Consider the following 22,126-nt stretch of genomic DNA (forward strand, 5'->3'; position numbering starts at 1 on the left):
TCAGCGGGGCATTACGGTGGGACATGAGGGCCTCCTGCGGTCGGGCGTAGATGTCGCAATCCACACCGAACCCAGAAGGCCCTCACCTGTTCAAGCACCCAGCCCGCGTGTCACCAACGTCCCGGGACAGCACACCTAGAGCGCGCGGAACAGCCCTTCCTGGACGACCGACACCAGCAGCCGCCCTTCGAGGTCGTAGACCCGTCCCCGGGCCAGGCCGAGGCCGCCCGTGGCGATGGGGGACTCCTGCTCGTACAGGAACCACTCGTCCGCGCGGAACGGCCGGTGGAACCACATGGCGTGGTCCAGCGAGGCGATGTCGAAGTTCCGTGGCCCCCACAGCGGTTCGACGGGGACGCGGACCGCGTCCAGGAGCGTCATGTCGCTGGCGTAGGTCAGCGCGCAGGTGTGCACCAGCGGATCGTCGCCCAGCGGGCCGACCGCGCGCATCCACACGGCGCTGCGCGGCTCGGTGCCGGCTATCTCCTCGGGGTGCCAGCGCAGCCGGTCGACGTAGCGGATGTCGAAGGGCTGGCGGCGTGCCATCCGCTCCAGCTGCTCGGGCAGCTCGCCCAGATGCTTGCGGATCTCCTCCGCCAGCGTCGGCAGCGACTCCGGGTGCGGCACCTCGCGGAACTGTGGCAGTTGGTGCTCGAAAGCTCCCACCTCAGGCTCGTGGAAGGAGGCGGTCAGATTGAAGATCGTGCGGCCCTGCTGCACGGCGGTGACCCGGCGCGTCGTGAACGACCGCCCGTCGCGGACCCGCTCGACCTGGTACACGATCGGAACGCCCGGCCGGCCCGGGCGCAGGAAGTACGCGTGCAGCGAGTGCACGGGGCGGTCGCCCTCCACGGTGCGGCTGGCGGCGACCAGCGCCTGGCCCGCCACCTGGCCGCCGAAGACCCGCTGGAGGGACTCCTGGGGGCTGCGGCCACGGAAGATGTTGACCTCGATCTGCTCCAGGTCGAGCAGGTCGACCAGTCTCTCGGCCGGGTTGGTCATCGGTAGGACTCTCCTGTGCTGGGACCTGTGCGCGGACCTGTTCCGGGGCTCGTGCTCAGAGCTGGCCGACATCGGTGACGCGCACGACCGCGCGGCCCTCGGCGTCGGAGGCCGTCAGGTCGATCTCCGCGCTGATGCCCCAGTCGTGGTCGTCGTTCGGGTCGTCGAAGATCTGCCGGACCCGCCACAGCCCGTTCTGCGGCTCCTCCTGGATCACGAGCAACTTGGGACCGCGGGCGTCGGGGCCGGTGCCCAGGTCCTCGTACTCGTCCCAGTACTTGTCCATCGCGTCGCCCCAGGCCTCGGCGTCCCAGCCGGAGTCCGCGTCCATCTCGCCCAGTTCGTCGACCCGGTCGAGGGCGGCGAGCTCCACCCGGCGGAACATCGCGTTGCGCACCAGCACCCGGAAGGCGCGCGCGTTGGCGGTGACCGGCTTGACCTCGTCGGCCTTCTCCTGGGCCTCCTCGGCCGTCATCTCCTCCGGGTTGGCGAGCTGCTCCCATTCGTCCAGCAGACTGGAGTCGACCTGGCGGACCATCTCGCCCAGCCACTCGATCAGATCCTGCAGGTCCTCGGACTTCAGGTCGTCCGGGATGTTGTGGTCCAGGGCCTTGTAGGCGCTCGCCAGGTACCGGAGCACGATGCCCTCGGTGCGGGCCAGCTCGTAGACCGACACCAACTCCGTGAAGGTCAGCGCCCGTTCGTACATGTCCCGGATGACCGACTTCGGCGACAGCGGATGGTCGCCGACCCAGGGGTGGCTCTTGCGGTACGTGTTGTACGCGTGGAAGAGCAGCTCTTCCAGGGGCTTCGGGTAGGTGATGTCCTGGAGGCGCTCCATGCGCTCCTCGTACTCGACGCCGTCCGCCTTCATCGCGGCGACGGCCTCACCCTTCGCCTTGTTCATCTGGGCGGCCAGGATCTGGCGCGGGTCGTCCAGGGTGGACTCGACGACGGACACCATGTCGAGGGCGTAGGAGGGCGATTCGGGGTCGAGGAGTTCGAACGCGGCCAGCGCGAAGGTCGACAGCGGCTGGTTGAGCGCGAAGTCCTGCTGGAGGTCGACCGTGAGGCGGACGATACGGCCGTTGGCGTCGGGCTCGTCGAGCTTCTCGACGATGCCGCCGTCGAGCAGCGAGCGGTAGATGGCGATGGCCCGGCGGATGTGCCGCAGCTGCTGCTTGCGCGGCTCGTGGTTGTCCTCCAGAAGGTGGCGCATCGCATCGAAGGCGTTGCCCGGCCGGGCGATCACCGACAGCAGCATCGTGTGCGTCACCCGGAACCGCGACGTCAGCGGCTCCGGCTCGGAGGCGATCAGCTTCTCGAAGGTGTTCTCCGTCCAGCCGACGAAGCCCTCCGGTGCCTTCTTGCGCACCACCTTGCGCCGCTTCTTCGGGTCGTCGCCCGCCTTCGCCAGCGCCTTCTCGTTCTCGATGACGTGCTCGGGCGCCTGCGCGACCACCAGCCCCGCCGTGTCGAAACCGGCCCGGCCCGCGCGGCCGGCGATCTGGTGGAACTCACGGGCGCGCAGGGTGCGCACCCGGTTGCCGTCGTACTTGGTGAGGGCGGTGAACAGCACCGTGCGGATGGGCACGTTGACGCCCACGCCCAGGGTGTCGGTGCCGCAGATGACCTTCAGCAGCCCGGCCTGGGCGAGCTTTTCCACCAGGCGCCGGTACTTGGGGAGCATGCCGGCGTGGTGCACGCCGATGCCGTGCCGGACGTAACGGGAGAGGTTCTGGCCGAACTTGGTGGTGAAGCGGAAGTTGCCGATCAGCTCGGCGATCTGCTCCTTCTCCTCCTTCGAGCACATGTTGATGCTCATCAGCGCCTGCGCCCGCTCCACCGCCTGCGCCTGCGTGAAGTGCACGATGTACACCGGCGCCTGCCTGCTCTCCAGGAGCTCGGTGAGCGTCTCGGTCATCGGGGTGAGCTGGTACTCGTAGGAGAGCGGCACCGGGCGGGTCGCCGAGCGGACCACCGCGGTGGGGCGGCCGGTGCGGCGGGTGAGGTCCTTCTCGAAGAAGGAGACGTCGCCGAGGGTGGCCGACATGAGGATGAACTGCGCCTGGGGCAGTTCGAGGAGCGGAATCTGCCAGGCCCAGCCGCGGTCGCCCTCGGCGTAGAAGTGGAACTCGTCCATGACGACCTGGCCGACGTCGGCCTGCTTGCCGTCGCGCAGCGCGATGGAGGCGAGGACCTCGGCGGTGCAGCAGATGACGGGCGCGTCGGAGTTCACGGAGGCGTCGCCGGTGAGCATGCCGACGTTCTCGGTGCCGAAGAGCTTGCACAGCTCGAAGAACTTCTCCGACACCAGCGCCTTGATCGGGGCCGTGTAGAAGGTGACCTCGTCCCGGGCCAGCGCGGCGAAGTGCGCGCCCGCGGCGATCATGCTCTTGCCGGAGCCGGTCGGCGTCGACACGATCACGTTCGCCCCGGAGACCGCCTCGATCAGCGCCTCCTCCTGGTGGGGGTAGAGCGTGAGACCGCGCTCCTGGGCCCACGCCTCGAAGGCTTCGTACAGGGCGTCGGGGTCGGCGGTCGGCGGCAGCTGATCGATGAGGGTCACGCCCCCATCTTGCCTGGCCCACCCGCCGAGGGGGGAATCGGCTTCGAGTACGAAGATCATGACCGCTACGCTGTGTCGCCGACGGAGCGTCATCGCACCCGGTCAACTGGACAGCGGTACACGAGGAATGGGGCGGGTAACGGCCATGATGGGACCAGCACACTCACTGTCGGGAGCCGCCGCCTGGCTCGGCGTCGGAGCGGCGGCCGCCGCGGCCGGGCACGCGATGCCCTGGCCGGTGCTGCTGGTCGGGGCGCTGATCTGCGCCGGCGCCGCGCTCGCCCCCGACCTCGACCACAAGGCCGCCACCATCTCACGCGCCTTCGGACCGCTGTCGCGCTGGCTCTGCGAGATCGTCGACAAGCTCTCCTACGCCGTCTACAAGGCGACCCGGAAGCAGGGCGACCCGCGCCGCTCCGGCGGGCACCGCACCCTGACCCACACCTGGCTGTGGGCGGTGCTGATCGGCGGAGGCTGCTCGGCCGCCGCGATCCTGGGCGGCCGCTGGGCGGTGCTGGCGATCCTCTTCGCGCACATGGTGCTGGCGATCGAGGGGCTGCTGTGGCGGGCGGCCCGCGGCTCCAGCAGCGACGTGCTGGTGTGGCTGCTGGCCGCGACCAGCGCCTGGATCCTGGCCGGCACCCTGGACAAGCCGGGCAACGGCTCGGACTGGCTGTTCACCCAGCCCGGCCAGGAGTACCTGTGGCTGGGGCTGCCGGTGGTGCTGGGGGCGCTGGTGCACGACATCGGGGACGCGCTGACCGTCTCCGGCTGCCCGATCCTGTGGCCGATCCCGATCGGCCGCAAGCGCTGGTTCCCGGTGGGCCCGCCGAAGGTGATGCGGTTCCGCGCGGGCAGCTGGGTGGAGCTGAAGGTGCTCATGCCGGTGTTCATGGTGCTCGGCGGCATAGGCTGTGCGGCCGCCCTGAACGTGATCTGAGCCGTGGCCCGGCCGGCCGCCGGCCCCGTGTGCCCCGCGGGTCAGCCCGCCGTCCCCGAGCCGCTTCCGTAGCGGCGCTCGAACGCGGCGACGCGGCCCTCGGTGTCCACCGTGCGGGCCTTCCCGGTGTAGAAGGGGTGGCTCTCGGACGAGATCTCCACGTCGACCACCGGGTAGGTCTCGCCGTCGTCCCACTCGATGGTCTGGTCGCTGGTCGCCGTGGACCGGGTCAGGAAGGCGTATCCGGCGGCGCGGTCGCGGAAGACCACGGGGTGGTAGTCGGGGTGCTTGTCCTGCTGCATGGCGGCTCCTCGGGGGGCGGGGCGGGCGGGCAGGGGCGGGCGGGCTCAGCCGTAGGCGGTGTCCTCGTCGACGATGTGCATCGCGGCCTCCTCCGCGGAGGCCCCGGCGCCGTCGATGCCGATGTCGGTCGCGACGAGGCCGTTCTCGTCGTCCTCGTGCGCGCCCTCGTTCGGGGCCACAAGCCGGCCGGAGCGCAGGTCGCCGACCTCGTTGTCCAGGAGTTCGCCGTCGCTGCCCTGGCAGTCGCCGATGCCGTCGCCGTCGGGGACGGCCGGGTCGGGCAGTTCCTCGGCGAGCCGCTGGTCGAGAGTCTCGCCCCGGTGGCGCTCCGCCGCGGTCACCCCGGTGTGCTCCACCGCCCACGGCCGCTCGGGCGGGGACCAGCCACGGTCCAGCGGTTCGCTGACGCCGTCGGACTCCAGCGTGTCCTCCACGTCGAGCAGCCCCGTGTCCTCACGGATCTCGGATCCGTCGGGCTGGTAGACGTCGTCCCCCCATCCGTCGGCGGTGGTCACGGCTACCTCCAGGGAGTGAGGACGCGGTCCGCGGGGCGGGCCGCCGGCACACTCGGCACGGGTGCGCGGCGCGAACCGTACGGTTCCCGGCCGGTCCCCGAACCGGTGCCGCTCTCCAGCCTTCCACCCCTGCTCGCACCCGCGCAACGGCACGGGGCGCGACCTGCGACGCACCGCACCTCGCGCCCCGTCGGCAGCACCTCCCGCCCCGTCGGCAGTACCCCGCGCCCCGGCCTCAGCACCCCGGGCCGCGGCCGGCGCGGCCTGTCAGCCGTGCCACGACCGCCACAGCGCCGCGTAGGCGCCGTCGGCCGCCACCAGCGCGTCGTGGCTGCCCAGCTCGCTGATCCGGCCGTTCTCCACCACGGCGATGACGTCCGCGTCGTGGGCGGTGTGCAGCCGGTGCGCGATGGCGACCACCGTACGGCCGTCCAGGACCCGGGCCAGGGACCGCTCCAGGTGGCGGGCGGCGCGCGGGTCCAGGAGCGAGGTCGCCTCGTCCAGGACCAGCGTGTGCGGGTCGGCCAGCACCAGCCGGGCCAGCGCGATCTGCTGCGCCTGCGCCGGGGTCAGGGCGAGCCCGCCGGAGCCGACCTCGGTGTCGAGGCCCTCCTCCAGGGCGCGCGCCCAGCCGTCCGCGTCGACCGCGCCGAGCGCCGCCCACAGCTCGGCGTCCGCCGCGTCGGTGCGGGCCAGCAGCAGGTTGTCCCGCAGGGAGCCCACGAAGACGTGGTGCTCCTGGTTGACGAGGGCGACGTGGGAACGGACCCGCTCGGCGGTCATCCGGGACAGTTCCGCGCCGCCCAGGGTGATCCGGCCGTCCCGGGGCGCGTAGATCCCGGCGAGCAGCCGGCCGAGGGTGGACTTGCCCGCGCCCGAGGGGCCGACCAGGGCCAGCCGGGTGCCGGGCGCGACCTCCAGCGAGACCTGGCGCAGCACGTCGACGCCCTGCAGGTACCCGAAGCGGACCTCGTCGGCGTGCACCTTGCGGCCGGCGGGGGCCAGCGAGGCGTCGCCGGGGTCCGGCTCGATGTCCCGCACGCCCACCAGCCGGGCCAGCGACACATGCGCGACCTGGACCTCGTCGTACCAGCGCAGGATCAGGTTCACCGGTTCGACGAGCATCTGCGCGATGAGGGCGCCCGTGGTCAGCTGGCCGACGTCGAGCCAGCCGTGCAGGACGAAGACGCCTCCGATCAGCAGCACCGAGCCGAGCACGGTCGTGTGGGTGGCGTTGGTGACCGGGAAGAGCACCGAGCGCAGCCACAGCGTGTACCGCTCCCACGCGGTCCACTCCTTGATCCGGCGATCGGACAGGGCGATGCGGCGGGCGCCGAGGCGGTGCGCCTCGATGGTGCGCCCGGCGTCCACGGACTCGGTGAGGGCGGCGGCCACGGACGCGTACCCGGCGGCTTCGGACCGGTAGGCGGAGGGGGCCCGCCGGAAGTACCAGCGGCAGCCGACGACCAGGGCCGGAACGGCGAGCAGCACGGCGGCGGCCAGCGGCGGCGCCGTGACCACGAGTCCGCCGAGCAGCAGCACCACCCACACGACACCGATCGACAGCTGCGGCACGGCCTCCCGCATGGCGTTGGCGAGCCGGTCGATGTCGGTGGTGATCCGGGACAGCAGATCGCCGGTGCCCGCCCGCTCCAGGACGCCCGGCGGCAGCCCGACCGACCGGACGAGGAAGTCCTCACGCAGGTCGGCCAGCATCCGCTCGCCGAGCACGGCGCCCCGCAGCCGTACCTCCCGCACGAACACGGCCTGGACGGCGAGCGCGAGCACGAACAGGCCGATGGTCAGGCCCAGATGGAGTTCACGGGCACCGTCCGACACCCGCTCGATCAGCCCGCCGAGCAGGTACGGGCCGACCATGGAGGCGATCACGGCCACGGTGTTGACCAGCACGAGCAGGGAGAAGGCCCGGCGGTGCCGACGGAACAGTTCGGCCGCATAGGCGCGGACGGTGGAGGCGGCGCCGACGGGCAGGGTGGTGGCCGTCGTCGGGGCCGCCGGGTCGTATGCCGGTGGTGCGACGCCGATCATGCGCTTTCCTCGATCTCTTCCAGCGCGCCGCTCAGCAGCGCGGTCTCGTCGGCCGTCTCCCGGGTCACGACCGCCCGGTACCGGGGCTCGGTGTGCAGCAGTTCGCGGTGCACTCCGACCGCTTCGACCTTGCCCTCGTGGACGAGGACGACCCGGTCGGCCCGGTCGAGCAGCAGCGGCGAGGAGGTGAACACCACGGTCGTACGGCCGGAGCGGACCTCGCGGATGCCCTCCGCGATCCGCGCCTCGGTGTGCGAGTCGACGGCGGAGGTCGGCTCGTCCAGCACGAGCACCCCGGGGTCGGTGATCAGCGACCGGGCGAGCGCGAGCCGCTGGCGCTGCCCTCCGGACAGGGAGCGGCCCCGCTCGGTGATCCGGGCGTCCAGCGGGTCGGTGACGTCCAGCGAGCCCTGGACCAGGGCCGCCAGGACGTCCGCGCACTGGGCGGCGGCCAGCGCGTCCTCGGCCCGTACGGACCCGGAGGCCGGCACGTCGAGCAGCTCCCGCAGCGAACCGGAGAGCAGCACCGGGTCCTTGTCCTGGACGAGCACCGCGGTGCGGGCGGACTCCAGCGGCAGCTCGTCGAGGGGGACATCGCCGAGCAGCACGGAGGGGGCGGCCTCGGCGGGGTGGCCGCCGAGCCGTTCGGCGAGGCGGCCGGCCGCGTCGGGGTCGCCGCAGACCACGGCGGTCAGCCTGCCCGCGGGCGCCAGCAGACCGGAGTCCGGGTCGTACAGGTCACCGTCCGGCACCGTCTTCGCGCGCGAGCCGCCGACGTCCGTGGCCCGCTCCAGGGAGAGCACCCGGGCGGCCCGTTTCGCCGACGGACGCGAGAAGGAGTACGCCATGGCGATCTCGGTGAAGTGCTGCAACGGGTAGTTGAGGATCATGACCGAGCTGTAGACGGTGACCAGTTCGCCGACGGTCACCCGGCCCTGCCGGGCGAGGTGGACGCCGTGCCAGACCACCGCGATCAGCAGCAGGCCGGGCACCAGCACCTGGATCGCGGCGATCAGGGACCACATCCGGGCGCTGCGTACGGCGGCGTGCCGCACCTCCTGGGAGGCGCGCCGGTAGCGGTCGAGGAAGAGGTCCTCGCCGCCGATGCCGCGCAGTACCCGCAGCCCCGCCACGGTGTCCGAGGCCAGCTCGGTGGCCCGGCCGGCCTTGGCCCGCTGGAAGTCGGCGCGCCGGGTCGCCCGGGGCAGCAGCGGCAGCACGGCGAGCGCCACCAGCGGCAGCCCCGCCGCGACCACCCAGCCGAGCGCGGGCTGGTAGAAGAGCAGGCCGATGCCGACCACGACGACGGTCAGCGCGGCGGCGGTGAAGCGGGAGACGGCCTCCACGAACCAGCCGATCTTCTCGACGTCGCCGGTGGAGACGGCCACCACCTCACCGGCCGCCACCTGACGGGTCAGCGCGGAGCCCAGCCGGGTGGCCTTGCGGGCGAGCAGCTGCTGCACCCGGGCGGCCGCGGTGATCCAGTTGGTGACGGCGGCCCGGTGCAGGAAGGTGTCGCCGACGGCGATCGCCGTGCCGCACAGCACCAGCAGACCGCCGGTCAGGGCCAGCCGGGCGCCGGAGCGGTCGACCACGGCCTGGACGGCGAGGCCCACGCAGAACGGGAGCGCGGAGACGGCCACGAAGTGCAGCAGCCCCCAGGCCAGTGCCTTGAGCTGACCGCCCAGCTGATTCCGCCCCAGCCACCACAGGAACCGGGGACCCGAACGCGCGTCCGGCTCGCCTGGATCGGAGTACGGAAGATCTTGAATCTGCATGGCGTCCCAGCGGCTCGGGTCGGGGGAGGTGGCGACAAGCCGTGAAAGGTTCGCGTCGGAGCGTCGTCGAAATCAAACGGTTTTCCCGGCCGGCCGCCGAAATCCGCCCCTTCCGGCCAGGGTCTGCCGCTCAACACGCACTGAATGGAAGGAGATCTCATAACTTGCCCCTTATGGGATGTCAGGATGGCCGGGTGCGGATCAAGAGCGTGCGGCGGACGACCGCCACGGCGGCGGCGGTCATCGGGTCCGTCCTGGTGACCCTGAGCGCCTGCGGGGCGTCACCGAGCGGTGGCGCGAAGAACGGTCTGCCGGGGCCGCACGCCAGAGCCCAGAGAGACCCGACGGCCCCGAAGGCCGCGGCGGGGCAGGAGTGGCAACGGCCGGACCGGGCCGTTCCCGTCGGTGATCCCGGCCGGCTGCCTGGGGTCGGCGAGCTGCTGCAGGCGGAGATCCCCGCCGACTCCCGCCAGGCCGTCGCGGTGTACGGGGAGGGCGCGGACTCGGCCGACTCCACAGTCGTGCTCTACACCCGGGACGGGAGCGGCTGGCGTCCGGTGGGCAGCTGGCCCGCCCACAACGGACGGTCCGGCTGGACCACCGACCACTACGCGGGTGACGGACGCAGCCCGGTGGGCGTGTTCACCGTCACCGACGCCGGCGGTGTGCTTCCCGACCCGGGCACCCGGCTCTCCTACGCCCAGGGCCAGGACCTCTACACGCCCCCGCGCTCCTGGAGCCCGGCGTACCGGCACGACTTCGACTACGTCATCGCCATCGACTACAACCGCCTGCGCGGCACACCCCCGCACGACACCACCCACCCCTGGGGCGCCGGCCGGGGCGGCGGCATCTGGTTGCACCTCGACCACGGCAGCGGCACCTCGGCGTGCATCGGCCTGCCCGGGGAGGCCATGGAGTACCTGCTGCGCACCCTCGACCCGGCCCGGGATCCCGTCGTGGTGATGGGGGACAGGCCGAGCCTGCTGTCCTAGCGCGGCTGCCCCGGACCCCGGGCGCTGGTCACTGTTCGTCCGGGACCGCCTCACTCCCGGCCGAGCCCGCCGTGCCGTTCGTGCCGGTGGTCCCGGTGGTCCCGGTGGTCCCGGTCGTGCCGGTCGTGCCGGTGGTCCGCGTGTCCAGCACGTCCACGTCGTCCGCCCGGACGTAGGCGAGCCGGTGACCGAACTGGATCTCGTAGTACTTCTCCTGACCCACCACCACGGGCTGAGGTGTGGCGGAGAACGTGGACCGGTCGACGTAGGAGCCGCCGAGGGCCGACTGCGTCACATACCGCTGGCCCGCCCGCAGGCTGTACGGCAGCGGCGACTCGTCCTCCTCCTCCATCCCGTCCGGGTAGGCCTCCTCCTCCGGCAGGGCCCGCCCGAACACCGGGATCTCGTCCAGGCCCTCCTTGGGCGTCACCATGCGCCCGCTCGCGCCGACGGCCGTCGGGTGGACCGTGGGGTTCTTGAACCACGCCTTGTTGCCCTGGTACCAGATCGCCGTCCACTCGCCCCTGCGGTCGGCGACGGCGAAGGTCTGGCCGGTGGAGACCCGCGAACCCAGGTCGCTCACGTCCTCCGTGGACGGGTCGCCGTCCGGCCTGCGTCCCGGGTCCTGGATCAGCGGTGCGTTCTCGTCCGGCCGGGTGTAGAGGCGGACGGCGCTGGAGCCGTGTGGCAGACACCGTTTGCCGTCGCCGTCGCACCCCGTGTACCGCGGTTTGTGGGTGGCGTAGTCCGGCAGGATCATCACCATGGGGCTGTCCGGTCCGGCCGTGGCCTTCAGGGGTGCGCCGAGGAGGTCGAAGTAGTGCCGCCAGTCCCAGAACGGCCCCGGGTCCTCGTGCATCTCGGGGATGCTGTCGCCGGTCGGGGACGGCACGTTGTCATGGCCGAAGATGTGCTGCCGGTCCATCGGGACGCCGTACTTCTTCGCCAGGTAGCGCACCAGCCGGGCCGAGGACCGGTACATCTGCTCGGTGTACCAGGTCCCGGGGTGGGTGAGGAAACCCTCGTGCTCGATGCCGATCGAGCGGGCGTTCACGAACTTGCTGCCCGAGTGCCAGGCCTCGTCCTTGGTCCTGACGTGCTGGGTGATGTGGCCGTCGCTGGAGCGGACCGAGTAGTGCCAGGACGCCTCGGTCGGGTCCTGCACGGTCTTGAACATGTTCGGCAGCGTCGACTCGGTGTCGTGGATGACGATGTACTCGATCCGCTGGTCCCGGGGACGGTCGGCGAGGTCGTGGTTGCCGTAGTCGCCGTCGTCGTCGATCTCCTCGTAGGGCGCGGCGAGCCAGTCGCAGGCCAGCTCGGGCGGGCACTCGACGTTCTTCGGCCGTTTGGGGGGCTGCGGGCCGGGGTGCGGACTGACGCCGGGGGTGGCGGGGAGGGTGACCTCCTGCCCGTCGGCGGTGGTCCGGTGTGCGCCCCGGCGGATCAGGCCGAAGACGTCGTTGGCGTACGCCGTCGCCGACGTGACGTCACGGGTGCCGGGGAAACGTTCCACCGCCTGCCACCAGTCCTCCGGGTCGGCGCTGAGCGGCTTGCCGAGATGCCGTTGCGTCGCGGCCAGCAGCGCCGCGCCGCCGCGCACGTTGGCGACGGCGTCCGTCCGCAGCTGGCCGGCGGGGACCTTGATCAGCCGTGCGGCGTGTTCCAGGTCCGCTGGCTGCACGGCGTGGCCGCCCACCGCGAACGCCGTTCCCGCGAGCGGGTCGGCCTTCGCGCCGTCCGCCGCCGGGCCCGGTGCGGGTGACCGGTCCGAGGCGCGGGTACGGGCGGTGTCCACCAGGTGCATCGGACCGTAGCCCCCCGCGATGCTCGGGGTGCCCGGGTGGATGTCCCAGCGCGACTGCATGTAGGACACGCTCATGAGCACGCTGCGCGGCACGTGGAACTCGCGCGCGGCGTCCGTGAAGGCGTTCTGCAGACGCTGGTCCTCCGAGTCGTCGGTGCCGGACGCCGGGAGGATCAGCAGCGGTGGCAGCAGCGCGGCCGTCGCGATCAGGCAGGCCGCCAGGCGGCACGTCCGGACGGCACGGGGCACACGTGGAGCGACAGTTCTTCTCATACCAGAGGGTCTCCAACCGCTTGCTGTGGGTCTCCAAGCACGCTCGTCGCAACCAGGGCAAGGGGGTTGCCCATCACGTCACCCCTCGTACGTTTCCGTGCCCGGCGCGACACGGCGCGCCGAGCGTCGACCGGGTGGCCCAGCGGTCCGGCAGAGGCCACCCGGTCGGCGGCAGTGGGCCGGCAGCCCGGCGGGCGGCGGCGCGCCGGGCGGGATCAGTCCTCGACCGGGTCCACGTGCCAGTCGGGGTGGCCCGGCATCGGCGGGGTGTCGGGCCCGTACAGCCAAGGCGTCAGAAACGGCGTCAGATCCTCGCCCGCGACCCTGGAGGCGAGCGCGACGAAGTCCCGGGTGCCGGCCGCGCGGCCGCGGTACTTGGTGACCCAGGCCCGCTCGATCCGGTCGAACGTCTCGTCACCGACCTTCTGCCGCAGGGCATACAGCACCAGCGCGGAACCGTCGTACCGCATCACCTTGAAGAGCGTCGCGGCGGTGGGCTCGGCGGGCGCCCCGTCGTCGTGGCGCCACTGGCCGTGCTGCTCGTACGCCGCCCGCATGGCGTCCTCCATGTCGGCGCCGCCGTGCTCGTCGGAGTACAGCCGTTCGTAGTAGCGGGCATGACCCTCACTCAGCCACAGGTCGGACCACCGCCGGACGGCGACGCTGTCACCCGTCCAGTGGTGGGTCAGCTCGTGGACGAGATTGCGTTCCGCGTCGACGCGGTCGCCCAGCAGGTCGTCCTTCGGTACGAGGGACAGCGACTGCGTCTCCAGCGCCACCGGCAGGTCGGTGTCCCCGACCAGCACGCCGTAGCGGCGGAACGGGTACGGGCCGAGCCGCTGTTCCAGCCAGGCGAGGTGCTCCGGGGTGAGCGAGCGTTCGGCCTCGGTGTCCGCGACCAGGTCGTCCGGCACCACGTCCCGCACGGCCAGCCCGCCCGGCCCCCGGCCGGCGACGAACGTGAACTTCCCGATCGCCAGCTGGACCAGCTGTGCCGCGATGGGTTCCTCGGAGTCGTACGTCCACTGCATCCGCCCGTCGGGCCGCCGCACGCGTTCGACCAGCCGGCCGTTGGCCACCGCGCTCAGACCGGGCGGGGTGGTGATGTGGAAGGTGACGGGCGCACGGAGGCTGGGGTGGTCGTCGGCCGGGAAGATCATCTTGGCGCCGTCGGGCTGTGCGCAGACCACGGTGCCGTCGGGTGTCGGTACCCAGCCGTACTCCCGGATCGCGTCGTCGCGCTGCCGCCGCTGGGTCGGATCGGCCGTGTAGGCGACGCGGACGGTGAAGGTGCGGCCGCGCGGGATCGGCCGCGCGGGCGTGACGACGAGTTCGTCGCCGTCGCGTACGGCGGTGGCTGGCGCGCCGTCGACGGTGACCCGGTGCAGCGTGTTGCCCGCGAAGTCCAGGTCGAAGCGGGACAGGGCCTGGGTGGCGGTGGCGCTGATGGTGGTACCGGCGGGGAAGGGTGTCCCGGTGGCCCGCCAGTCGAGGTCGAGGGTGTAACGGCGGACCGTGTAGCCGCCGTTGCCGTCCAGCGGCATGAGCGGGTCGCCGATCCCGGGTGCGCCGGGGGACGGGGCGGTGCCGGCCGGGACCGCCGACGCGCCGGGGGCGGCGGAGCCGTGGCCCCGGTGCGGGACACCGCCCGAACAGCCGGTTCCGGTGAGTGCGACGGCTCCCGTGAGCGCGAGGACGGCGCGCAGGGCGCGAGCGGTCATGATCTCCATGGCAGCACTGTGACAGTGTCATCCGCTTATAGCACCATTTGTGCCCGTGGTATGCGTCTGTCCGGACCCGGTGGCCGAACCGCTCGCTGTCGACCGGCCCAGGCGTTGCGGCCGACCGTCAACTCCCCGTAGAACACCGGCCATGAGAAGACGGATAGTCATGTCCATGCTCGCTGGAGCGGCCCTCCTGACGAGCGCGCTCCTCGGTACGGGGGCACCCGCCGCCCGTGCCGCCGACGTCCCCGCCGAGTTCGGCACCGACTGGCACGACCCGGTGACCGCGACCCCGCCGGTGTCCGTGCCCAAGGGAGCCAGGTCCTGCCAAGTCACCCTGGCCGAGGCCCAGTTCCGCGACTTCACGCCGTACCGGGGAACGTACACGCCCCCACGGGGCTGCGGCGACCGCTGGAGCAAGGTCGTCCTGCGGCTGGACGGCAAGGTGAAGGGCCGTCAGTACGACCGCCTGGGCTACCTGCACGTCGGCGGCGTCGAGGTGCTGCGCACCTCCACCCCCGAGCCCTCGCCGGACGGCATCGAGTGGCACGTGGAGAAGGACGTCACCCGCTACAGCGACACCTTCCGCGGCACGCAGGACGTCGAGATGCTCATCGGCAACGTTGTCGACGACACCTACACCGGCGTCATCGACGTCAAGGCCACGCTCACCTTCTACGCCGGACGCCCCAGGGCCTCGGTCCCCGACAAGGTGCTGACCCTGGCCGGCGGCACCACCCTGACCACCCCGCGCAACAGCGAACGCGTCGTCGCCGAGGTGTACGCCACCGGGTCCGGCGGCGGCTGCGAGGAGTTCTGGTACCTGACCGTGGCCGACCCGGCGTCGTACTCCTGCAAGGCGGACAAGGGCCCCTACCGGGAGGTGCAGATCAAGGTCGACGGCCGACTGGCCGGAATCGCCGCGCCGTTCCCGAACGTGTGGACCGGCGGCTGGTCCGATCCGTTCCTCTGGTACGTCATACCGGCCCCGCGCGCCTTCGACGTCAGACCGATCGAATACGACCTGACGCCGTTCGCGGGACTCCTCGACGACGGCCGCCCGCACCAGGTCGAGGTCTCCGTCGCCGGTGTGCCCGAGGGCCAGGCCGGCTGGAGCGCCCCCGTGAACGTGCTGGTCTGGCAGGACGCGCACCGGGCCCAGGTCACCGGCGCGCTCACCGGGGCCGAGGCCTCCGAGCCCGTCAACTCCTCCGTGTACACGCCGGGGTCGGGGGAGTACCGGGTCGACACCGACGCCGGGCACCGCCTCACCGTCTCCGGATACGTCGACACCTCTTACGGCCGGGTGACCACCACCGTCAACCGGACGCTGGCCAACACCTCCGTGCACCGCTGGAACGACGGCGAGACCACGGACGCGCTCGACGCCACCTGGACGGACGACCAGAGCGTCACGGTGAAGGCGGGCGGTGTGCCCCGGACGACCCGCACCGACCGTACGTACACCATGAACGGCGCCACCACCATCGGCACCGGCGACCGGCTGCGCACCCGGCTCACCCTCGGCGACCGGGCGGCGGTCAGGCGGTCCGGAGGCGGCTGGTCGCGGCTCGACGACACCTACAGCGGGGACGCGACGTACACACTCGACGTGCCGCGCGACCAGCGGCACGCGGTCGGCACGTCGAGCGAGCGCTACCGGCTGTACGGCCCGGAGGGCTGCTACGACCGCTCGCTGGCCACCGAACAGGGGGTGCTGACGGTGGATCGCGAGCGCTGCTGAGCCGTCGCCGTCGCCGTCGCCGGCGGCCGCTGCCGAGCGGCGGCCGCCGCGCCGCGCTGTGCGCGACGCGTCACCCGGCTCTCAGCAGTGCTTCGCCGCCACCGGCCCGTCGACCAGTGTGTCCAGCAGTCCGCCCAGCGTCTCCCGCTGCTCCGGCGAGAGCGGGGCCAGGATCTCCTCGGCCGCGGACCGCCGGGCCGCCCGGAGCTCACGCAGAGTCTCGCGCCCCTCTTCCGTGATCTCGATCCGGGTCACCCGGCGGTTCGTCGGATCCGGCACCCGGCACACCTTGCCGCTCGCCTCCAGGCCGTCGACCAGTGTCGTCACCGCACGCGGCACCACCTCCAGGCGCTCGGCCAGGTCGGCCATCCGCGGGGGTGCCTCGTAGTGCGCGAGGGTGCGCAGCAGCCGAGACTGGGCCGGGGTGACGCCCAGATCGCGTGCCGCGAGATGGCGCTTCTGGATACGCCACACCCGGCGTGTGAGACGCAGCAACTGCTCGGCGAGCGGGCCGTCGGGGTCGGGGGTGCTCATGCGGGAACAATATCAGGACTATGTTCATTGTGAGTATAGGTAACAGTGAGCTATGCTCCGTGAATCCGTACACACCGAACCATCCGTAGGAGCCATGCCCCGAGACGAGATCAACTGGACCCCTGACAGCACCTCGGCCGGCCAGCCCCGCCAGGTGCGCCGCATCCTCAAGCTCTTCCGGCCCTACCGTGGCCGGCTCGCGATCGTCGGCCTGCTGGTCGGCGCCGCCTCGCTGGTCTCGGTCGCCACCCCCTTCCTCCTGAAGGCGACCCTCGACACCGCCATCCCGCAGGGCCGCACCGGACTGCTCAGCCTGCTCGCGCTGGGCATGATCCTCAGCGCCGTCCTCACCAGCGTCTTCGGCGTCCTGCAGACGCTGATATCCACCACCGTCGGCCAGCGCGTCATGCACGACCTGCGCACCGCCGTCTACGGCCGGCTGCAGCGCATGTCGCTGGCCTTCTTCACCCGCACCCGCACGGGCGAGGTGCAGTCCCGCATAGCCAACGACATCGGCGGCATGCAGGCCACCGTCACCTCGACGGCCACCTCCCTGGTGTCCAACCTGACCAGCGTCGTCGCCACCGTCGTCGCGATGATCGCCCTCGACTGGCGGCTCACCATCGTCTCGATGGTCCTGCTCCCGCTCTTCGTGTGGATCAGCCGCCGGGTCGGCAACGAGCGCAGGAAGATCACCACGCAGCGCCAGAAGCAGATGGCCGCGATGGCCGCGACGGTCACCGAGTCGCTCTCCGTCAGCGGCATCCTGCTCGGCCGCACCATGGGCCGCGCCGACTCGCTCACCGCCTCCTTCGCCGACGAGTCCGAGCAACTGGTCGGCCTGGAAGTCCGGTCGAACATGGCGGGGCGCTGGCGCATGGCCGTGATCACCATCGTGATGGCCGCGATGCCCGCAGTCATCTACTGGACCGCCGGCATGGCCCTCCAGCTGGGCGCCCCGCAGATCTCGCTCGGGACCATCGTCGCCTTCGTCTCCCTCCAGCAGGGCCTGTTCCGCCCCGCCGTGAGCCTGCTGGCGACCGGCGTCCAGATCCAGACCTCGCTCGCTCTCTTCCAGCGCATCTTCGAGTACCTCGACCTGCCCGTCGACATCACCGAGCGTGACGAGCCGGTCCACCTGGACCGGGTGAAGGGCGAGGTGGGCTTCGAGCAGGTCGGGTTCCGCTACGACGACAAGGGCGGCCCCGTCCTCGACGGCATCGACATCACCGTCCCGGCCGGCCGCAGCCTGGCCGTCGTCGGCCCCACCGGCGCCGGCAAGTCCACGCTCGGCTACCTGGTGCCCCGGCTCTACGACGTCACCGGCGGCCGGGTCACCCTGGACGGCGTCGACGTCCGCGACCTCGACTTCGACACCCTCGCCCGCGCGGTCGGCGTCGTCTCCCAGGAGACCTACCTCTTCCACGCCTCGGTCGCCGACAACCTGCGCTTCGCCAAGCCGGACGCCACCGACGAGGAACTGCACGAGGCCGCCCGCGCCGCCCAGATCCACGACCACATCGCCGCGCTGCCCGACGGCTACGACACCGTCGTCGGAGAACGCGGACACCGCTTCTCGGGCGGTGAGAAGCAGCGGCTGGCCATCGCGCGCACCATCCTGCGCGACCCGCCGGTCCTCATCCTCGACGAGGCGACCAGCGCCCTGGACACCCGCACCGAACACGCGGTCCAGGACGCCATCGACGCCCTGTCGGCCAACCGGACGACCATCACCATCGCCCACCGGCTCTCCACGATCCAGGGCGCCGACCAGATCGTCGTCCTCGACTCCGGACGGGTGGCCGAACGCGGCACCCACGAGGAACTGCTGGAGCTCGACGGCCGGTACGCGGCCCTGGTACGCAGGGACGCCCGGCTGGAGACGGCGCCGGAGCTGCCCGCAGCCGGCGAGCCGGCCCAGCGGGATACGGCCCTGCGGCCGGTGCGCCGGCGGGGCGACCGGGGGCGCCGGCACGTCACACCGCCGACGGGCTGAAGCCGGCGGGGACAAATCGCGGCCGACAAGCTGAAGATATGTCGGGTTTGCGGCGTTGTGCGAGCTAACGTGCCCGCATGCAGATGAACACTCCGCCACGGAACCCGGGCCGGCGTAAGGCCGTCGGCCGTGGCGCCTCGACGCGCGGCAAGTCGCTCCGGCTGACCCGCCGGGGCAGGCTGGTGCTCGTCGTGGCCGGCGCCGTCGTGGCCGCCGCCGCCGTGACGGTACCCCTGCTGTCCCTGGCCGCCGGCACGGCCGGACCCGCCGCCCTGGTCATCCCGGAAGGCTGGCGCGCGTCCCAGGTCTACGACGCCGTCGACAAGGCCCTCGCCCTCCCCGCCGGAAGCACCAAGAGCTCCGTCGGCACCGCGGGCCTGAAACTCCCCGGCGACGCCGGGGGCAACCCGGAGGGCTATCTCTTCCCGGCCACCTACCCCCTGGACAAGGACGCGACCCCGCAGTCGGTGCTGCGGGGCATGGTCGACACGGCCAACCGGCGGTTCGGCTGGGCACCCGTCGCGGCCGGCGCGCAGCGCGATTCGATGAACGTCTACCAGGCGGTGACCATCGCCAGCATCGTGCAGGCCGAGGCCGCCGACAAGGCCGACATGGGCAAGGTGGCGCGCGTCGTGCTCAACCGGCTGCAGCGCGGCATGCCGCTCCAGATGGACTCCACCCTCAACTACGCCCTCAACCGCAACACCCTCCGCACGACGGTGAACGACACCCGCATCGAGAACCCGTACAACTCCTACCAGCGCATGGGCCTGCCGCCCACGCCGATCGACAACCCGGGCGAGGACGCGATGCGTGCCGCGCTCAACCCGCCGCCGGGCAACTGGCTGTACTTCGTCACGGTCAAGCCGGGGGACACGCGGTTCACCGCCGACTTCGCGGAACACCAGCGCAACGTCGCCGACTTCAACGCCGTACAGAACTCGAAGCCCCGGCAGTCGCCGCAGGTCACGCAGCCGCCGCGGTGAGCCGCGGGGTGGGTCACGCGGCGACCGGTTCCCCGGCCAGGAGCCGCCTGATGTCCCGTACGGCGTCGCGTCCCGCGCGGTTGGTGCCGATGGTGCTGGCGGACGGGCCGTAGCCGACGAGGTGGACGCGCGGGTCGGCGGCGGCGCGGGTCCCCTCGACCCTGATCCCGCCGCCCGGCTCGCGCAGCCGCAGCGGCGCCAGATGGTCCAGGGCGGCCCGGAAGCCGGTGGCCCACAGGATGACGTCGGCGTCGACGTGCCGGCCGTCGTCCCAGGCCACACCGTCGGGCGTGACGCGGTCGAACATCGGCTGCCGGTCCAGGACCCCGTCCTCGAGGCCTTGCCGGATCGCGTCGTTGAGCGGGAGCCCGGTGACCGAGACCACGCTCCGCGGCGGCAGCCCCTGCCGTACCCGCTCCTCCACCAGCGCCACCGCGGCCCGGCCCGCGCCCTCGTCGAAGGGGCCCTCGCGGAAGACCGGCGGGCGCCGGGTGACCCAGGTGGTGGCGGCCGCGTACGGGGCGAGTTCCAGCAGGTGCTGGGTGCCGGAGGCGCCGCCGCCGACGACCACGACCCGCTGCCCGGCGAACTCCTCGGGCCCGGCGTACTGCGCGGTGTGCAACTGCCGTCCGCGGAAGGTCTCCTGGCCCGGGTAGCGAGGCCAGAACGGCCGGTCCCAGGTGCCGGTGGCGTTGATCAGCGCCCGCGTCGACCAGTCACCGTGGTCGGTATCCACGAGCAGCCGCCCGTCCTCGCCCTCGCGCACCGCGCGGACGTCGACCGGCCGGTGCACCCGCAGGCCGAAGGTGCGCTCGTAGTCCGCGAAGTACTCCCCGATCACCTCGGCGGACGGCCGGGCCGCATCGGCCCCGGTCAGCTCCATGCCAGGGAGTGCGTGCATCCCGTGCACCTTCCCGTACGTCAGGGACGGCCACCGGAACTGCCAGGCGCCCCCGGGCGCGGGGGAGTGGTCGAGCACCACGAAGTCGCGGTCCGGCTCGAAACCGGTGCGCCGCAGGTGATAGGCGCTGGACAGACCGGCCTGACCGGCGCCGATGACGACTGCCTCGACCTCTTCGACCGCACGCGCATTGTTCACGCTTGTACCAACAGCGGGGGCGGCCGTGGATCTTCCCGCCCGGCCGCTCGCCCGCGCGCTGCGGGCATGGGCCACGATGGGAGCATGTCGGATGCCTTCACCACACGAGAACTCGACGTCGCCACCGGTAGCCGGGAGCGGGTCGTCGACCTGACCGGCGACTGCGAGGCCTTCCTCCGCGAGGCCGCGGCCGGCCGCGACGGACTGCTGAACATCTTCGTCCCGCACGCGACGGCCGGCATCGCGGTCCTGGAGACCGGTGCCGGCAGCGACGACGACCTGCTGGCCGCCCTGCACACCCTGCTCCCCGCCGACGACCGCTGGCAGCACCGGCACGGCAGCCCCGGCCACGGCCGCGACCACGTCCTCCCGGCGATCGTCCCCCCGCACGCCACCCTCCCGGTGATCGGCGGCCGCTTGGCGCTGGGTACCTGGCAGTCGGTGTGCCTGGTCGACACGAACCGGGACAACCCGCAGCGAAAGGTTCGGCTCACGTTCCTGGCGGGCTCCTGAACCCTCGCGCCTTCGACGGGGCGAGGGTGTCGCATGCCGGCGCGCAGATCTCGGTCGGACGGCGTTGTCGGACGGTCAGGACGCCGCGTCGAGCAGATCGACGGCGCTCTGCTGGCGGGCGGCGTCGACCTGGTCGAGCGGCCCGTACCAGCGCAGCCCGTACTGGTCGAGGGCGTTGCGGTCGCTCGCGTGGGCGCGGTCGGCCTGGCGCTCGAGGTAGGCGGTGTAAGGGTGGTCGGGGAGCACCGAGTTGAGCTTGCCGAGGCCGCGTACGTCGGCGCCCTTGAATGACGGGCCGTCGCCTCCGCAGTCGCCGCTCTCGCACGGATCGCGCAGGATGCCGTCGGAGGTGTGGAGCTGGGAGGTCGTGGTGGCGGCGTCGGCGATCTGCCGGGCGCTGGTGAGCAGCCCGCCGTCGCCCGTGGCCCGGTACAGCTCGGCGAGCGCGCCGAGGAGCACACCCTGGTTGTACGACCAGACGGCCTGCCCGTTGTTGCCGCAGGTGGACAGGTCGATGCCGTCGAGGTTGTTCCAGTCGTCGACGTTGTACATGAGCGTGCGCCAGCCCCGCCGGCCGGTCGGCACGACGGTGTCGCCGAGTCTGCTGCCCGAACTCCAGGTGCGGCCGCCGTCGAAGGAGCGGTCGAGCCACACCTCGTCGCCGGGGTTGCCGTTGTCGATGGAGGCCCAGCCCATGGCGTCGGCGTCGTCGAAGTGCAGGACGACCGACCGCGAGGAGATGCTCGCCGTGACCGGGGTGGGGTCGCCCGCGGACAGCGCGGGGTCCCGGGTGTTGCAGTACTTGTTGCAGACGGCGGCCGCCGGGGGCGTGAGGGGGACGAGGACGGTGAACGGTGCCGGAGCGAGTGCCGCCGCCAGCCGGCGAAGGGTGCGGCTGACCGGTCTGCGCACGGGGAACATGTCACCTCCCTGCTTCGAGGGACGGATGTGAGAGCGCTCTCGGAAGGTAGGGAAGGGGAGGGCGTGCGTCAACGTGGTTCACCGGTAAGGACGTTGCACTGAGGTCTGTACCAAGTCGGCACTCAGGTCTGCACCAAAGCGCACCCGCAAGCACCTCTGCGGGTGCCACCGGCTGCGAGCACTTCTCCGATCTCGCGCAGCATCCAGTCGGGGGCCTCGATGGCACAAACCCTGCCCGTAGGACGGAGCGCGCCAGTCGTCGCAACTCCTTGCTATGTCTGGTGGCGACCATAGCGTGCACCCGTCCGTCGGTATAGGGCAACGCGCCTCCGTCAGCTAGCCAAGCACGAGGAACGCGTTCTGTTGTTGAAAGGCGCC

General features: G+C 72.0%; 17 protein-coding genes. 6 read left to right on the forward strand and 11 right to left on the reverse strand.

Annotation, left to right across the window (positions count from 1 at the left end):
* Window positions 1–135: 135 nt before the first annotated feature.
* Both JF597_RS25480 and JF597_RS25485 read right to left on the reverse strand, forming a co-directional pair.
* Window positions 136–1,002, reverse strand: a complete 867-nt coding sequence (locus JF597_RS25480; protein WP_293999130.1) for an acyl-CoA thioesterase II — start codon at window positions 1,000–1,002, stop codon at window positions 136–138.
* Window positions 1,003–1,057: 55 nt separating this feature from the next.
* Window positions 1,058–3,571: an RNA helicase gene (locus JF597_RS25485; protein ID WP_293999133.1), complete on the reverse strand. Its 2,514-nt coding sequence runs from the start codon at window positions 3,569–3,571 to the stop codon at window positions 1,058–1,060.
* 145 nt (window positions 3,572–3,716) lie between these two features.
* Here JF597_RS25485 and JF597_RS25490 point away from each other — a divergent pair, with 145 nt between their 5' ends.
* Window positions 3,717–4,511 carry a metal-dependent hydrolase gene (locus JF597_RS25490; protein WP_293999135.1) on the forward strand — a complete coding sequence of 265 codons (795 nt, stop codon included), beginning with the start codon at window positions 3,717–3,719 and terminating at the stop codon, window positions 4,509–4,511.
* A 41-nt stretch (window positions 4,512–4,552) separates the two neighbouring features.
* Here JF597_RS25490 and JF597_RS25495 read toward each other — a convergent pair whose 3' ends face one another.
* From JF597_RS25495 to JF597_RS25510, 4 genes are all read right to left on the reverse strand, one after another.
* Complete coding sequence (locus tag JF597_RS25495) at window positions 4,553–4,813, reverse strand: type B 50S ribosomal protein L31 (protein WP_293999140.1); 261 nt, start codon at window positions 4,811–4,813, stop codon at window positions 4,553–4,555.
* Window positions 4,814–4,858: 45 nt separating this feature from the next.
* Entirely contained in the window at window positions 4,859–5,329 is a 471-nt protein-coding gene (locus JF597_RS25500) for a DUF5709 domain-containing protein (protein ID WP_293999142.1), read from the reverse strand.
* 267 nt (window positions 5,330–5,596) lie between these two features.
* Window positions 5,597–7,378, reverse strand: coding sequence for an ABC transporter ATP-binding protein (locus tag JF597_RS25505; RefSeq protein ID WP_293999145.1), 1,782 nt, complete (start codon window positions 7,376–7,378; stop codon window positions 5,597–5,599).
* Entirely contained in the window at window positions 7,375–9,156 is a 1,782-nt protein-coding gene (locus tag JF597_RS25510) for an ABC transporter ATP-binding protein (protein ID WP_293999147.1), read from the reverse strand. Before JF597_RS25510 ends, JF597_RS25505 begins: the two co-directional genes overlap by 4 nt.
* A gap of 173 nt (window positions 9,157–9,329) precedes the next feature.
* On the opposite strand from JF597_RS25510, the gene JF597_RS25515 reads away from it, so the two are divergent.
* Complete coding sequence (locus JF597_RS25515; RefSeq protein ID WP_293999150.1) at window positions 9,330–10,151, forward strand: L,D-transpeptidase family protein; 822 nt, start codon at window positions 9,330–9,332, stop codon at window positions 10,149–10,151.
* A gap of 28 nt (window positions 10,152–10,179) precedes the next feature.
* On the opposite strand, the gene JF597_RS25520 is transcribed toward JF597_RS25515, so the two are convergent.
* On the reverse strand, window positions 10,180–12,207 hold the full coding sequence (locus JF597_RS25520) for an N-acetylmuramoyl-L-alanine amidase (protein WP_293999152.1): 2,028 nt from the start codon (window positions 12,205–12,207) through the stop codon (window positions 10,180–10,182).
* Between the two features lie 239 nt (window positions 12,208–12,446).
* Window positions 12,447–13,961: a M1 family metallopeptidase gene (locus JF597_RS25525; RefSeq protein WP_293999155.1), complete on the reverse strand. Its 1,515-nt coding sequence runs from the start codon at window positions 13,959–13,961 to the stop codon at window positions 12,447–12,449.
* 142 nt (window positions 13,962–14,103) lie between these two features.
* Here JF597_RS25525 and JF597_RS25530 point away from each other — a divergent pair, with 142 nt between their 5' ends.
* Window positions 14,104–15,699 (forward strand): peptide-N4-asparagine amidase, encoded by a 1,596-nt coding sequence (locus JF597_RS25530; protein ID WP_293999157.1) that lies wholly within the window; start codon window positions 14,104–14,106, stop codon window positions 15,697–15,699.
* 81 nt (window positions 15,700–15,780) lie between these two features.
* Here JF597_RS25530 and JF597_RS25535 read toward each other — a convergent pair whose 3' ends face one another.
* On the reverse strand, window positions 15,781–16,233 hold the full coding sequence (locus JF597_RS25535) for a MarR family transcriptional regulator (RefSeq protein ID WP_293999159.1): 453 nt from the start codon (window positions 16,231–16,233) through the stop codon (window positions 15,781–15,783).
* Window positions 16,234–16,327: 94 nt separating this feature from the next.
* On the opposite strand from JF597_RS25535, the gene JF597_RS25540 reads away from it, so the two are divergent.
* Entirely contained in the window at window positions 16,328–18,229 is a 1,902-nt protein-coding gene (locus tag JF597_RS25540) for an ABC transporter ATP-binding protein (RefSeq protein WP_293999162.1), read from the forward strand.
* Window positions 18,230–18,306: 77 nt separating this feature from the next.
* A complete protein-coding gene (gene mltG / locus JF597_RS25545; RefSeq protein WP_293999165.1) occupies window positions 18,307–19,215 on the forward strand; it encodes an endolytic transglycosylase MltG in 909 nt (302 codons plus the stop codon).
* Between the two features lie 13 nt (window positions 19,216–19,228).
* Here the strand turns inward: mltG and JF597_RS25550 are convergent, their stop codons facing one another.
* A complete protein-coding gene (locus JF597_RS25550) occupies window positions 19,229–20,314 on the reverse strand; it encodes an NAD(P)-binding domain-containing protein (protein WP_293999168.1) in 1,086 nt (361 codons plus the stop codon).
* A gap of 84 nt (window positions 20,315–20,398) precedes the next feature.
* On the opposite strand from JF597_RS25550, the gene JF597_RS25555 reads away from it, so the two are divergent.
* Window positions 20,399–20,827: a secondary thiamine-phosphate synthase enzyme YjbQ gene (locus tag JF597_RS25555; protein ID WP_293999170.1), complete on the forward strand. Its 429-nt coding sequence runs from the start codon at window positions 20,399–20,401 to the stop codon at window positions 20,825–20,827.
* A gap of 75 nt (window positions 20,828–20,902) precedes the next feature.
* Here JF597_RS25555 and JF597_RS25560 read toward each other — a convergent pair whose 3' ends face one another.
* Window positions 20,903–21,748: a glycoside hydrolase family 76 protein gene (locus JF597_RS25560; RefSeq protein WP_293999172.1), complete on the reverse strand. Its 846-nt coding sequence runs from the start codon at window positions 21,746–21,748 to the stop codon at window positions 20,903–20,905.
* Window positions 21,749–22,126: the final 378 nt, after the last annotated feature.

This window comes from Streptomyces sp. (assembly GCF_019510245.1).
Taxonomy (GTDB): domain Bacteria; phylum Actinomycetota; class Actinomycetes; order Streptomycetales; family Streptomycetaceae; genus Streptomyces.